Origin of the sequence: Streptomyces sp. SKN60, from assembly GCF_026236535.1 — a bacterium.
Taxonomy (GTDB): domain Bacteria; phylum Actinomycetota; class Actinomycetes; order Streptomycetales; family Streptomycetaceae; genus Streptomyces.
The window spans coordinates 88,263-101,134 of sequence record NZ_JAHTMW010000015.1; the positions used below are offsets into that span (position 1 = coordinate 88,263).

General features: G+C 74.7%; 12 protein-coding genes. 6 read left to right on the plus strand and 6 right to left on the minus strand.

The features are described 5' to 3' along the window. The first annotated feature begins 54 nt into the window (after positions 1–54). Positions 55–1,524 carry a GNAT family N-acetyltransferase gene (locus KV205_RS24835; protein ID WP_265866886.1) on the plus strand — a complete coding sequence of 490 codons (1,470 nt, stop codon included), beginning with the start codon at positions 55–57 and terminating at the stop codon, positions 1,522–1,524. Here the strand turns inward: KV205_RS24835 and KV205_RS24840 are convergent. Beyond that, positions 1,460–2,671 (minus strand): PLP-dependent aspartate aminotransferase family protein, encoded by a 1,212-nt coding sequence (locus tag KV205_RS24840; protein WP_265866887.1) that lies wholly within the window; start codon positions 2,669–2,671, stop codon positions 1,460–1,462. The two genes, KV205_RS24835 and KV205_RS24840, sit on opposite strands and share 65 nt — an antisense overlap. A gap of 66 nt (positions 2,672–2,737) precedes the next feature. Between KV205_RS24840 and KV205_RS24845 the strand changes: the two genes are divergently transcribed. The 3 genes from KV205_RS24845 to KV205_RS24855 all read left to right on the plus strand — a co-directional run bounded on the left by KV205_RS24845 (position 2,738) and on the right by KV205_RS24855 (position 5,608). Continuing rightward, positions 2,738–3,235 (plus strand): Lrp/AsnC family transcriptional regulator, encoded by a 498-nt coding sequence (locus KV205_RS24845; protein WP_265866808.1) that lies wholly within the window; start codon positions 2,738–2,740, stop codon positions 3,233–3,235. Positions 3,236–3,284: 49 nt separating this feature from the next. Further along, on the plus strand, positions 3,285–5,042 hold the full coding sequence (locus tag KV205_RS24850) for a DUF885 domain-containing protein (RefSeq protein WP_265866809.1): 1,758 nt from the start codon (positions 3,285–3,287) through the stop codon (positions 5,040–5,042). Between the two features lie 116 nt (positions 5,043–5,158). Beyond that, entirely contained in the window at positions 5,159–5,608 is a 450-nt protein-coding gene (locus tag KV205_RS24855; RefSeq protein ID WP_265866810.1) for an Lrp/AsnC family transcriptional regulator, read from the plus strand. Here the strand turns inward: KV205_RS24855 and KV205_RS24860 are convergent. The 3 genes from KV205_RS24860 to KV205_RS24870 form a co-directional block, all read right to left on the minus strand. Further along, on the minus strand, positions 5,598–8,654 hold the full coding sequence (locus KV205_RS24860; protein WP_265866812.1) for an SMC family ATPase: 3,057 nt from the start codon (positions 8,652–8,654) through the stop codon (positions 5,598–5,600). The two genes, KV205_RS24855 and KV205_RS24860, sit on opposite strands and share 11 nt — an antisense overlap. Next, positions 8,651–9,826, minus strand: a complete 1,176-nt coding sequence (locus KV205_RS24865; RefSeq protein ID WP_265866813.1) for an exonuclease SbcCD subunit D — start codon at positions 9,824–9,826, stop codon at positions 8,651–8,653. The genes KV205_RS24860 and KV205_RS24865 overlap by 4 nt, the downstream gene beginning before the upstream one ends. A gap of 108 nt (positions 9,827–9,934) precedes the next feature. After that, positions 9,935–10,561 carry a YigZ family protein gene (locus KV205_RS24870; RefSeq protein ID WP_265866814.1) on the minus strand — a complete coding sequence of 209 codons (627 nt, stop codon included), beginning with the start codon at positions 10,559–10,561 and terminating at the stop codon, positions 9,935–9,937. A gap of 155 nt (positions 10,562–10,716) precedes the next feature. On the opposite strand from KV205_RS24870, the gene KV205_RS24875 reads away from it, so the two are divergent. Then, on the plus strand, positions 10,717–11,127 hold the full coding sequence (locus tag KV205_RS24875) for a CoA-binding protein (RefSeq protein WP_265866888.1): 411 nt from the start codon (positions 10,717–10,719) through the stop codon (positions 11,125–11,127). Between the two features lie 56 nt (positions 11,128–11,183). Then, positions 11,184–11,585, plus strand: coding sequence for a nuclear transport factor 2 family protein (locus tag KV205_RS24880; RefSeq protein WP_265866816.1), 402 nt, complete (start codon positions 11,184–11,186; stop codon positions 11,583–11,585). Positions 11,586–11,641: 56 nt separating this feature from the next. Here the strand turns inward: KV205_RS24880 and KV205_RS24885 are convergent, their stop codons facing one another. Beyond that, entirely contained in the window at positions 11,642–12,202 is a 561-nt protein-coding gene (locus tag KV205_RS24885; protein ID WP_265866817.1) for a YbaK/EbsC family protein, read from the minus strand. Between the two features lie 44 nt (positions 12,203–12,246). Continuing rightward, entirely contained in the window at positions 12,247–12,819 is a 573-nt protein-coding gene (locus tag KV205_RS24890; RefSeq protein ID WP_265866818.1) for a helix-turn-helix domain-containing protein, read from the minus strand. Between the last annotated feature and the right edge of the window lie 53 nt (positions 12,820–12,872).

The following is a 12,872-nucleotide window of genomic DNA, read 5'->3' on the forward strand; positions in this document are numbered from 1 at the left end:
CACGCAACACCGCTGGTTCACAGTGAGGTCATGACGCCCGATATGACGCCCGACATGACGCACCGGAAGAACGCCCGCCGGCTCCACCACTGGCGGCACGACCTGATCGAGCTGGCGGCCCTGTTCACCGCCGTGGTGGTGGCCGACTCGATCGCCAAGACCGTGGTGAAGGGCCCCGACGGCCCCTATCTGCTGGTGTTCTCGGCGATCGCGCTGGTCGCCACGGCCGCCTTCCACACGTGGTGGGCCCGGCGGCACAGTCATGCGCCGCCCGCCGACGATCCCGGCGGCAGCGGGGTGACGTCCCCGCTGCCGCCGGACGCGGTTTCCGGCGAGGCCCCCACCCCCGTGGGGGACTCCGCCGGAACGGCCACCAGCCTGTGGCGGCTGCGGACCACGGTCCGCGACGCCCCGGGCAGCCTGGCCGCGCTCTGCGCGGTGCTCGCCCGGCACGGGGTCGACATCCTGACCCTGCAGACGCACCCGCTGGCCGAGGGCACGGTGGACGAGTTCCTGCTCCGCGCGCCCGCCGGCCTGGAGGCGGGCGTGCTCACACGGGAGATCGCCGCGGCCGGCGGCACCGACACGTGGACCGAGCGCGCCGACGCCCACGACCTGGTCGACACCCCGACCCGGGTGCTCGGCCTGGCCACCCGCACCGCGCTCGACGCGGCCGAACTGCCCCTGGCGCTGCGCCAGCTGCTCGGCCGCTGCACCCTGCGCTCCGTACCGCCGGTCTCCCTCTCCGGCCGTCCGACCGGAGACCACGCCCCGGTGGAGGGGGTCCTGGAGGAGACCGCGATGCGGCTGCGCGACCCGAACGGCGGGACGCTGGTCATCGAGCGGCCGTATCTGCCGTTCACGCCCACCGAGTTCGCCCGGGCCCGCGCCCTGGTCGAGCTCGACGCCCGGCTCGGGCCGCGGCTGCCGCGCAGCCTGGACGTGCTGACGCTGCCCGAGGGCAACGACATCACCGTGCGCCGCGCCGACCAGCGTGACCTGGCCGCCGCGCGGGCCATGCACGACCGCTGCTCCGAGCGGACCCTGGCGCTGCGCTACCACGGCCCGGTCGGCGACGCCGACCGCTACCTCGACCACCTGCTGAGCCCCCGGTTCGGCCGGACGCTCGCCGTGCAGACGGCCTCCGGCCGGGTCGTCGCCCTGGGCCATCTGCTGTGGGACGGCGACGAGACCGAGGTCGCCCTGCTCGTCGAGGACGAGTGGCAGCGGCGCGGCATCGGCTCCGAACTCCTCGGCCGTCTGGTGGCGCTCGCGGAGGAGGCCGGCTGCGACAGCGTCTACGCGGTGACCCAGTCCTCCAACACCGGCATGGTGGCCGCCATGCGGGCGCTCAACCTGCCCCTCGACTACCAGATCGAGGAGGGCACCCTGGTCATCACCGCCCGCCTGGCCGGCCGGCCGGCGAGCGCCGCCGGGCCCCGGGCGGAGTCCGACGCGGCTACACCCGCGCGGCCCGCTGCGGACTCCGCCGGCTCTCCGACGGGGTGGCGGACCCGGCGCTGAGCGCCTGCGTGAGATCCCGCCACAGGTCCTCGACGTCCTCCAGGCCCACGGACATGCGCAGCAGCCGGTCGCTGATGCCGCCGGTGCGCCGGTCCGAGGGATCGACGATGCGGTGGCTGATCGAGGCGGGGTGCTGGATGAGCGAGTCGACACTGCCGAGGCTGACCGCCGGCGTGATGAGCCGTACCGCGCCGATCACGTCGTGCGGGTCGCCGTACACCTCGAAGGCGATCATCGCCCCGCCGATCCGCGGATAGTGCACGCGCGCGATCCGCGGGTCGGCGGCCAGCCGCCGGACCAGGTCGGCGGCGGTCGCCGAGGCGGCCCGTACCCGTACCGGAAGCGTGGACAGGCCGCGCAGCAGCAGATAGCCGGCCAGCGGGTGCAGCACTCCGCCGGTGGCGAAACGCACCTGGCGCAGGGTACGGGCGAACTCCTCGTCGCAGGCGACGACGCCGCCCATGACGTCGCCGTGGCCGCCGAGGTACTTGGTGGCGCTGTGCAGCACGATCCGCGCGCCGAGCTCGGCGGGCCGCTGGAGCACCGGGGTGGCGAAGGTGTTGTCGACGAGCAGCGGCACCTCGCCGCAGGAGTGGGCCAGGGCCCGGATGTCCACCTCGGCGAGGGTCGGGTTGGCCGGGGTCTCGACCATGACCAGGCCGGTGTCGGGCCGGATGGCGTCCGCGACGCCGGCCGGGTCGGTCCAGGTGACCTCGGTGCCGAGCAGTCCGGCGTTCAGCAGGTGGTCGCTGCAGCCGTACAGCGGGCGGACCGCCACCACGTGCCGCAGGCCCTGGCTCGCGCGGGCGAGCAGCACGGCGCTGAGCGCCGCCATGCCGCTGGCGAAGGCGACCGCGGAGTCGGTGCCCTCCAGGCGGGCGAGGGCGGTCTCGAAGCGCCCGGTGGTGGGGTTGTCCAGGCGGGCGTAGACCGGCGGGCCGTCCGGGAGGACGCCGGTGGTGGCGAACGCGTCGATCCGGGCCGCCTCCGCCCGGGCGTCGCGGGACGGGTAGGTGGTGGACAGGTCGAGCGGCGGGGCGTGCAGACCGAGCTCGGCGAGGTCGTCGCGGCCGGCGTGCACGGCTTCGGTGGCGAGTGCCCGGGTGGGGGCGGACTCGGCGGAGGACGCATGGGCGTTCCTGGTCATGTCCATGCGGCGCACTCTGAACGGATACCGCCGGGTAGCGGGAAATCGCCGTGTTACGTTCGGCCAATGGCTGATTCTGTCGTACTGGACCCGGTCGATCTGCACATTCTTCGCCTGTTGCAGAACGACGCCCGGACCACCTACCGGGAGCTCGCCGCCGAGGTGGGGGTGGCTCCGTCCACCTGTCTCGACCGAGTGGCACGGCTGCGCCGCACCGGCGTGATCCTCGGACACCGGCTACAGCTGAATCCGGCCAAACTCGGCCGGGGCCTTGAGGCGCTGCTGCTCGTCCAGGTGCGCCCGCACCGCCGGGAACTCATCGGGCCGTTCGTCGAACGGGTGCGCGCGCTGCCGGAGTCCCGGGCGCTGTTCCATCTCACCGGCCCCGACGACTACTTGGTCCACGTGGCCGTGGCGGACCCCGCCGACCTGCAACGACTCGTCCTGGACGCCTTCACCTCACGGCGCGAGGTGGCCCGGGTGGAGACCCGGCTGATCTTCCAGCAGTGGGAGTGCGGTCCGCTGCTCCCGCCCGTCCCGGGCGCTCATTTGTCAGCCGACTGAGATCGATTGAGGGTGACGCGGGCCCCGTGCACGGGCCAGGATTGGCTCCATGCCAGAGTCTTCCAGCACCGCTCTTCCCCGCCAGGTCGCCGACGACTACGTCGACGCGCTCATCGAACTCGACCCGATCACCGGCACGTTCCTGGGAGTCCGCGAGAGCGCCGGGCGCCTCCCCGACTTCTCCCCCGCCGGTCAGGAAGCCCTCGCCGACCTGGCGCGGCGCACGCTCGAACGACTCGACACGGCGGAGCGGCAGGACGGCGCCCAGGACGAGGCGGAGCAGCGCTGCGGCCGGCTGCTGCGCGAGCGGCTGACCGCCCAGCTCCAGGTGCACGAGGCGGACGAGGGTCTGTGCGCGGTGAGCAATCTGCGCTCGCCCGCGCACAGCGTGCGCCTCTCCTTCACCATGCTGCCGACGGCGACCGCGGCCGACTGGACGGCCGCCGCCGCCCGGCTGCGGGCCGTGCCCGCGGCTCTGGAGGGCTATCGCGCCTCGCTCACCCTGGGGCTCGAACGCGGCATGCGGGGCGGACCGCGGGCCACGGCCACCTTCGTCGGGCAGCTCACCGAGTGGTCGGTCGGCGGCGGCACCGGCCCGGACGGCGCGCCGCGCGGCTGGTTCGCGGGCTTCGCGGCCGGCGCCGACACGGCGATCCGGGCGACCGGGCCGGGCGGCGACGGCGACGGCGGGCTGCCGGACGGGCTGCGTGCCGAGCTGACGGCGGCGGGCGCGGCGGCCGACGCGGCCGTGCTCGCGCTGCGGGACTGGATGCGCGACGTGTACGCGCCGGCGGTCGCCGACGCCCCGGACACCGTGGGCCGCGAGCGCTACCGCCGCTGGGCCCGCTTCTTCAACGGCACCGACCTGGACCTCGACCAGGCCTACGCGTACGGCTGGTCCGAATACCACCGCCTGCTCGGCGAGATGCGGCACGAGGCGGACCGCATTCTTCCCGGCTCCGATCCGTGGGAGGCGTTGGCCCACCTCGACGTGCACGGTGCGCACATCGAGGGCGTGGACGCGGTACGGGACTGGCTGCAGGGCCTGATGGACGAGGCGATCGACGCGCTGGACGGCACGCACTTCGAACTCGCCGACCGGGTGCGGCGGGTGGAGTCCCGGATCGCCCCGCCCGGCGGCGCCGCCGCCCCGTACTACACCGGCCCGTCGGAGGACTTCTCGCGCCCCGGCCGCACCTGGCTGCCGGTGGACGGGCAGCACCGCTTCCCGGTGTACGACCTGGTGTCGACCTGGTACCACGAGGGCGTGCCGGGCCATCACCTGCAGATCGCCCAGTGGGTGCACGTGGCCGACCGGCTCTCCCGCTACCAGGCGACGATCGGCAAGGTCAGCGCCAACACCGAGGGCTGGGCGCTCTACGCGGAGCGGCTGATGGACGAGCTGGGCTTCCTGGGCGACGCGGAGAAGCGGCTCGGCTATCTCGACGCGCAGATGATGCGGGCCTGCCGGGTGATCGTGGACATCGGCATGCACCTGGGCCTGGAGATCCCGGCGGACTCGACGTTCCACCCGGGCGAGCGGTGGACGCCGGCGCTCGCGCAGGAGTTCTTCCAGCGGCACAGCAGCCGGCCGCCGGCCTTCGTGGAGAGCGAGATGACCCGCTATCTGTCGGTGCCGGCCCAGGCCATCGGCTACAAGCTGGGCGAGCGGGCCTGGCTGCTCGGCCGCGCCAACGCCCGCGCCAAGCACGGCGACGCGTTCGACGCGAAGGCCTGGCACATGGCGGCCCTGTCGCAGGGCCCGCTGGGCCTCGACGACCTGGTGGACGAGATCTCGCGGCTCTGAGCGCGGCGCGGCGCGGAGGCCGGGCGGGGGGGGCAGGCGTCCGATCGACCGGCCGGACTGTGAGATACCCCCGGGAGGACTTGATCTCCCGGGGGTTTCCCTGCAAGGTCACGCCCATGACCAGCGGATACCTCCCGGACGCCACGGACTGGCGGATCCTCGACGCCCTCCAGGCCCAGGGCCGGGCCAGCTTCGCCGAGCTCGCGCGGGCCGTGTCCATGTCCGCGTCGGCGGTGACCGAACGCGTGCGGCGCCTGGAGGAGGCGGGGGTGATCGCCGGGTACTCGGCGATCGTCGACCAGGAGCGGCTCGGGCTGCCGATCCTCGCGTTCGTCCGGCTGCGCTACCCCAACGGCAACTACAAGCCCTTCCACGACCTGATCGCCGCCACCCCCGAGGTGCTTGAGGCGCACCATGTGACGGGCGACGACTGCTTCGTCCTGAAGGTCGCCGCCCGCTCCATGCGGCATCTGGAGGAGGTCTCCGGAAAGATCGGCGCGCTCGGCTCGGTCACGACGAGCGTCGTCTACTCCTCGCCGCTCCCCCGGCGTCCGATCAGCCGCTGAGCGCGTCGCCGCCCGTGCGCAGCCGCACGGCCGAGCCGTGCCGGGCCTTGGTGACCTCCAGCTGGGCCGGGATGCGGCGGCGCAGGTCGCCGACGTGGCTGACGATGCCGACGCTGCGGTCCCGTTCGCGCAGGGAGTCCAGCACGTCCAGGACCTCGTCGAGGGTCTGGTCGTCGAGGCTGCCGAAGCCCTCGTCGATGAAGAGGGTGTCCAGGCGGACGCCGCCGGCCTCGTCGGTGACGACGTCGGCGAGGCCGAGCGCCAGCGCGAGGGAGGCGAAGAAGGTCTCGCCGCCGGACAGGGTCGCGGTGTCCCGCTCGTTGCCGGTCCAGGCGTCGACCACGTGCAGGCCGAGTCCGGCCCGCCGGCCGCCGCTGCGGGCGTCGGAGTGGACCAGCGTGTAGCGCCCGGAGGACATCCGCTGCAGCCGGGCCGTGGCGGCGGCCGCGACCTGCTCCAGGCGGGCCGCGAGCACGTACGACTCCAGGCGCATCTTGCGCTCGTTCTCGGCGGAGGTCCCGGCGGCGAGTCCGGCGAGCCGCGCCACCCGCTCGTACTCCTCGCGCAGCGGCCCGAGCCGCCGCACCTCCTCGCCTGCCCGGCCGGACAGCCGGTCAAGCGCCTCGCACCGCTCCGTTACGGCCGAGAGCACGGTGGCGGCCTCGCGCAGCGCCCGCTCGGCGTGGCTGTGCGCGGCGCCGGCGGCGGCCGGGTCGGCCGGCGGGAGCGCGGCGGCGGCCGCGGTGGCCTCGTCACCGAGCCGGTCGGCGACGACCGCGGCCTCCGACCGCCAGGCGTCGACGCGCTGTTGCAGCGTGCGCCGGGCGGGCTCGTCGAGGAGCGCGGCGGCCGCCTCCGCCGGGGTCGCGAACCCGGCCCGGAACGCGGCGTCGGCCAGCCGGTCGTCGGCGTCCTTCATGCCGCGCGCGGCGACCTCGGCGCTGCGCACCGCCTCGGCGGCCCCGGTCAGCAGTCCGATCCGCCGCTCCAGCAGCGTGGCGTACTCGGCGACGCTGCCCGACTCGCCGCGCGAGGCCGCCACTTCGGCCTCCAGATCCGCCTGCTGCTGCTCCAGCGCCTCCCGCCGCGACGTCCGCGCCGCCACCCGCCGCTCGGCCTCCCGCTGCGCGGCGACCCGCTCCTCGTGCTCCCGCTCGGCCGCGCCCAGCGCCTCCCGCGCGGCATGTGTCTGCCCGGCGAGCGCGTGCGCCTCGGCGTGGGCGCGGGAGAGCTCGTCGACAAGCCGGGTGAGGTCGGCGACGGTGGGTTCGGCGGCGGAGCCGCCGTCGGCATCGGCGGCGTCCGGCCCCGCCAGTGCCTCCTTCCGCGCCGCCTCCCAGGCCTCCGCCGTCGCCGCCGCGCCCGTCTCCGCCGCCGTGCGGGCCTCGTCGGCCCGGGTGTAGGCGGCGTAGGCGGTGTCCTCGGCGGTGCGGTCGACGTGGTCGGCGGTGGTGCGGGCGGGGGCGGGGTGGGTGTCGGAGCCGCAGACCTGGCAGGGGGCGCCGGGGGTGAGGGCGGCGGCGAGTTCGGCCGCGATGCCGCGGAGGCGGCGGGACTTGACGTCGAGCCAGTGTTCGTGGGCGTCGTTGCGGCGCTCGCGGGCGGCGGTCAGCTGGTCGCGGGCGGTGGTGAGTTCGGCGGCGAGCGTGTCGCGGCGGCGGGCGGCGGCGAGGCGGCGGCGGGCCGGTTCGAGGCGGCCGGCGAGCTGTTCGGCGCGGGCGGTGGCGTCCTGGGCGGCCTCGGCGTGCCGCTTGAGGCCCTCGCGGCGGGCGTCCCAGCCGGCCAGCCAGACGGCGGCGTCCTGGAGGAACTCCTCGTCGGCGCGGGCCTCGCGGTCCAGGACGGCCCGCTCGGCGGCGAGTTCGGCGCCGCGCTGTTCGGCGCGGCGGGCCGCCTCCAGGCCGCCGAGCTCCTCGCGCAGCCGGCGCTCGACGGCGGAGAGCTGTTCGGTGCCCGCGTCGGCGAGCTCGGGCGGCAGCACGGCGCGGGCCCGGTCGCGGGCGGCGTCGGCGGTGCGGTGGGCGCGCTCGGCGTCCTCGCGCAGGGCGAGCGCGGGCGCGACTCGGTCGGCCTTGAGGGAGCGGTCGAGGGCCTGCTGCCATCGCTCGCACTCGGGGCGGCGGGCGGCGAGCTCGTCCTGGCGGCGCAGCGCGTCGGCGTGCCGGGCCTGCCGGTCGGCGAGCTCGCGGGCCGCGTCGAAGGCGGCGCGCGCGCCGGCCTGGCGTTCCTCGGCGGCGGCGAGCCGGATCCGCGCGATGTCGAGGGCCTCGCGGGCCTCGCTGTGGGCGAGCGCGGCGCGGGTCTGGACGGCCTCGGCGAGGCCGGGTTCGCCCGGGCGCTCCTCGACGGGGACGGCGGCGGGCGAGCCGGGGCCGGCGGCCTCGGCCATCCGGTGGGCGAGGGCGAGCAGCCGCTCGTCGCCGGCGCCGACCTCCCGCTCGGCGGCCTTGCGGAGCTCGGCGAGCCGGTCCTCGACGGCGGCGAAGCGGCGGGTGTCGAAGAGCCGGCCGAGGAGCTTGCCGCGGGCCTCGGCGTCGGCGCGCAGGAAGCGCGCGAAGTCGCCCTGGGGCAGCAGCACGACCTGGCAGAACTGGTCGCGGCTCATGCCGAGGAGCTGGGTGATCTCCTCGCCGATCTCCTGGTGGGACTTGCTGAGCCCCTTCCAGGTGCCGGTCCCGGCGTCGTACTCGCGCAGCGTGCTCTGGGCCTTCTCCGTGGTGAAGCCGCCGCCGCGCTTCTTGGGGCGCGGCTGCGCCGGGCGCCTGGTGATCTCCAGGCGCCGCTCCCCCACAGTGAGTTCGAGGGTGACCTCGGTGGGGGTGCCGCCGGCCGCGTGGTCGCTGCGCAGCACGGACCCGGGGCTCTGGCGGGCGCCGGGGACGGAACCGTACAGCGCGAAGCAGACCGCGTCGAGGACGGAGGTCTTGCCGGCGCCGGTGGGACCGTGGAGCAGGAAGAGGCCGGCCGACGACAGGGTGTCGAAGTCAATCTCCTGGGCGGTGCCGAACGGGCCGAAGGCCGTGACGACGAGGCGGTGGAGTCTCACCGGCCCACCTCGCGCTCGCGGCGGGCCGAGTCGACCCGGACGTCGTCGAAGGCGCCGTACAGCACGCCACGTTCGGCGCGGTCGGGGCCGGCGCCGCCGCGTACGTGGGCCACGAAGTCCTCCGCGATCTGCTGGTCGCTGCGGTCGCGGAGCCGGGTGGCGTAGGAGAGGGCGGGGTCGTCGTCCGTGCGCTCGGGGTCGAAGACCAGGTGCAGGGCGTGCGGGAAGCGCTCGGCGAGCCGGGCCATGGGTTCGGCGGGGCGCACCGGGTCGGTGAGGGTGGCCTCGATCCAGGAGTCCTCGTGGCGGGCGAGGCCGGGGTCGGCGAGCAGGTCGTCGAGGCGGCCGCGGATCCGGGCGAGCGGGCGCGGCACGGGGCAGTCGACCCGCTCGGCGGTGTCCACGGCGCCGTCCGGGCCGAGGTCGATCAGCCACATGGTCTTGCGGTGGTCGGTCTCGGAGAAGGAGTAGGCGAGCGGGGAGCCGGAGTAGCGCACCCGCTCGGTGAGGGTCTGGCTGCCGTGGAGGTGGCCGAGGGCCACGTAGTCGACGCCGTCGAAGACTCCGGCGGGGACGGCGGCGACGCCGCCGACAGTGATGTCGCGCTCGCTGTCGCTGGCCTCGCCGCCGGCCACGAAGGCATGCGCGAGAACGACGGAGCGGGTGCCGTCGGGGCGGGTGGCGAGGTCGGCGCGGACCCGGTCCATGGCGGCGGCGAGGACCGCTTCGTGTCCGGCCTTGGCGGCGCCGAACTGCTCGCGCACCAGCGCCGGTTCGAGGTAGGGCAGGCCGTAGAGGGCGACGTCGCCGTGGGCGTCGGCGAGCAGCACGGGGGTGCCGGCCCCGGCGGGGTCGGTGCGCAGATGGATGCCGGCGCGCTGGATGAGGCCGGCGGCGACGCCGAGGCGGCGGGCCGAGTCGTGGTTGCCGGAGATCATCACGGTGGGCACGCCCGCCTCGGCGAGCCGGTGCAGGGCGGTGTCGAAGAGCTCGACGGCGGCGAGCGGCGGCACTGCGCGGTCGTAGACGTCGCCGGCGACGAGCACCGCGTCCACCTCGCGCTCGCGCACCGTCGCCACCAGGTGGTCGAGGAACGCGGCCTGGGCGTCGAGCAGGGCGACCCGGTGGAACGAGCGTCCCAGGTGCCAGTCCGACGTGTGCAGAAGCCTCATGATCCCTGAGCGTATCGGTGGGGTGTGACAGACCCGGCCGGAACGGCGAAAGGGGTACGGAGCGGGTACGGGCGCACGCCTCGGCCCGGGTGCCCGTGCGGGTGCCGGTCAGGCATCGCCGTACGCCTCGCCGCCGAGTTCGAGGCTCGCCTCGCCGGCGGTCGCGTCGGCGAGCCAGGCCGTGAAGTCCGTCACGTCCGCGTCGGGGAGGCCGATCTCGATGGTCACGGCGGCGCCGTAGGTGACCTCGCGCACCGACCGGCCGGTGGAGCGCAGGTCGTTCTGCAGTTTGCCGGCGCGCTGGTGGTCGACGGTCACGGTGGCGAGCCGGTAGCGGCGCCGGGTGATGGTGCCGAGGGCGTCGAGGGCCTCGCCGACCACGCCGCCGTAGGCGCGGATGAGGCCGCCGGCGCCGAGTTTCACGCCGCCGTAGTAGCGGGTGACGACGGCGACGACGTAGCGCATCTCACGGCGCAGCAGCATCTGGAGCATGGGCACGCCCGCGGTGCCGCCGGGCTCGCCGTCGTCGGAGGCCTTCTGCACGGAGGCGTCGGCGCCGATGACGTATGCGAAGCAGTTGTGCGTGGCGGTGGGGTGCTCGCGGCGGATCCGGGCGACGAACTGCTGTGCCTCCGCCTCGGTGGCGACGGGCGCGAGCGCGCAGATGAAGCGCGATCGGTTGATCTCGGACTCGTGGACGCCCTCGCCGGCGAGCGTGCGGTACTGCTCCTGCATCCCGCCAGCCTATGCGCCCTGCGGGCGCCGCCCGCGCACGCCCCGGTCCGCGCGGATCTCCGGTGCGGGCGGGAATGACCGAGGGTCACGGCGTGTTCACCCTCGTAGTTCGGATCGTTTCACGGAAAGGGCAGTGTGTGATGAGCGTCGAGTCCATGACCACCGAGGCGGAGACCGTGCGCCGCATCCTCACCGAGAGCGGCGACACGTGGGCGGTGGTGGGCCTGTCCAACAACCGGATGCGCGCGGCGTACGGGGTGGCCCAGACCCTCCAGCGCTTCGGCAAGCGGATCGTACCGGTGCACCCGAAGGCGGAGACGGTGCACGGGGAGCAGGGGTACGCGTCGTTGGCGGACATCCCGTTCCCGGTCGACGTGGTCGACGTGTTCGTGAACAGCGAGCTCGCGGGGGCCGTCGCGGACCAGGCCGTCGAGATCGGCGCCAAGGCGGTGTGGTTCCAGCTGGACGTGATCGACGAGGCGGCCTACGAGCGGACCCGGGCGGCCGGTCTCGACATGGTGATGCACCGCTGCCCGGCGATAGAGATCCCGAAGCTGAGCCGCTGACCCGGCCGGCCCGCGCCGGGAGGCGGGCGCCGCGCTCCGGCGGTTCGATGGCCGGTATGAGCGAGCGCGAAGACTTCCTGGCCTGGGTCCGGACCGAGTTGTACGAGGCGGAGCTGGCGATCCACAACGGCGACGCCGGCCCGCGCCGGGCCCTGTGGTCGCGCGAGGAGCCGGTGACGGTGCTGGGCGCCTGGCGCAACGCGTTCGGGCAGCGGGAGGTCGATGAGCTCTTCGCCCATCTGGCGGAGAGCTTCTCGGACTGCACGTCGTACGCCTTCGAGCTGAAGGCGTACGACGTGGTGGGCGACGCGGCCTGGACGGTCGGCTTCGAGCAGACCGCCGCCTCCGTCCGGGGCGAGCCCTCCCGCTACACGCTGCGGGTGACGCAGGTCTACCGCCGTGAGGACGGGCGGTGGCGGGTCGCGCACCGGCACGGGGACTCGGTGGACGGGGTCTGAGCCCCGCTCCGCCACGGCTCGTCGGCCGTCAGCCGTCAGCCGTCAACTGTCGGCCGTCAGACCTCGACGCCGAGGCCTTCGAGGACGACGGCGCCGGGGAGCTCGGCGAAGGCCTTGCCGGGGACGATGAGCTTGCCGCGGCGGCGGCCGCTGCCGATCAGCACCCACGGGGTGTCGACGACGGTGGCGTCGACCAGGACGGGCCAGTCGGCCGGGAGGCCGATGGGGGTGATGCCGCCGTACTCCATGCCGGTGTCACCGGTGGCGGTCTCCATGGGCGCGAAGCGCACCTTGCGCGAGCCGAGCTCCTTGCGGACCACGCCGTTGACGTCGATCCGGGTCGCGGAGCGGACCACGCAGGCGGCCAGGGTGGTGGTCTCGCCGCGCTTGCCGGCGACGATGACGCAGTTCGCGGACTCGTCCAGGAGGCGCGGGCCGTAGTGCTCGATGAACACCGCGGTGTCCGCCACGGCCGGGTCGGTGTCCACGTAGAGGAGCTGGTCGGCGGGCACGGCGCCGGTCCAGGCGCGGACCGCCGCGGCGACGGGGTCGGTGAGCAGGTCGAGGCAGTCGGGGGCGGGGCGGACGTCGTCGAAGGTGCCGATGGGTGCGCGCATGCCCGGCACCGTAACAACTCCGCGCCGGGGCGCGGCTCTTCGTCTCAGCGTACGGGCGGGATGGAGACGGCCATGGTCATCTCGACGGTCTCGGTGCCCTCGTTGCGGTAGGCGTGCGGCACGTTGCTCTCGAAGACGGCGGAGGTGCCGGCCGGGATGACGTGGTCCGCGCCGTCGACCTCCAGGGTGAGGGTCCCGGCCGTGACGTGCAGGAGTTCGGTGGTGCCGTCGGGGTGCGGGTCGGAGGCGCTGCCGTCGCCGGGCATCAGGGTCCAGTGCCACAGCTCCAGCGGGCCGCGGGCCTCGGTGCCGGCGAGCAGGGTGGTCTGGCTGCCGGTGGAGGTGGACCACATGCGGACGGCCTGCTCCGGCGGCACGAGCCGGACGTGCGGGCCCTGCTCGTAGTCGAGCAGCGTGGTGATCGAGACGCCGAGCGCGTCGGCGAGCTTGACCGTGGTGCCGACGCTGGGGTTGGTGCGAGCCTGCTCGATCTGGATGATCATGCCGCGGCTGACTCCGGCCCGGGCGGCGAGCGCGTCCAGGGTGAAGCCGCGCTCGTTGCGCCAGCGCCTCAGGTTGCGGGCGAGCGACTGGGTGAGCTGGTCGAGGTCCGACACGTACCGTCCAATATTCTGAATGACAGAGTCCAACAGGTTGTACTACCGTGTGG

Excerpts from the sequence above, each read along its gene's own strand:
- KV205_RS24835 (WP_265866886.1), top strand. The coding sequence starts at position 55 with ATGACGCACCGGAAGAACGCCCGCCGGCTCCACCACTGGCGGCACGAC.
- KV205_RS24840 (WP_265866887.1), bottom strand. The coding sequence starts at position 2,671 with ATGACCAGGAACGCCCATGCGTCCTCCGCCGAGTCCGCCCCCACCCGG.
- KV205_RS24845 (WP_265866808.1), top strand. The coding sequence starts at position 2,738 with ATGGCTGATTCTGTCGTACTGGACCCGGTCGATCTGCACATTCTTCGC.
- KV205_RS24850 (WP_265866809.1), top strand. The coding sequence starts at position 3,285 with ATGCCAGAGTCTTCCAGCACCGCTCTTCCCCGCCAGGTCGCCGACGAC.
- KV205_RS24855 (WP_265866810.1), top strand. The coding sequence starts at position 5,159 with ATGACCAGCGGATACCTCCCGGACGCCACGGACTGGCGGATCCTCGAC.
- KV205_RS24865 (WP_265866813.1), bottom strand. The coding sequence starts at position 9,826 with ATGAGGCTTCTGCACACGTCGGACTGGCACCTGGGACGCTCGTTCCAC.
- KV205_RS24870 (WP_265866814.1), bottom strand. The coding sequence starts at position 10,561 with ATGCAGGAGCAGTACCGCACGCTCGCCGGCGAGGGCGTCCACGAGTCC.
- KV205_RS24875 (WP_265866888.1), top strand. The coding sequence starts at position 10,717 with ATGACCACCGAGGCGGAGACCGTGCGCCGCATCCTCACCGAGAGCGGC.
- KV205_RS24880 (WP_265866816.1), top strand. The coding sequence starts at position 11,184 with ATGAGCGAGCGCGAAGACTTCCTGGCCTGGGTCCGGACCGAGTTGTAC.
- KV205_RS24885 (WP_265866817.1), bottom strand. The coding sequence starts at position 12,202 with ATGCGCGCACCCATCGGCACCTTCGACGACGTCCGCCCCGCCCCCGAC.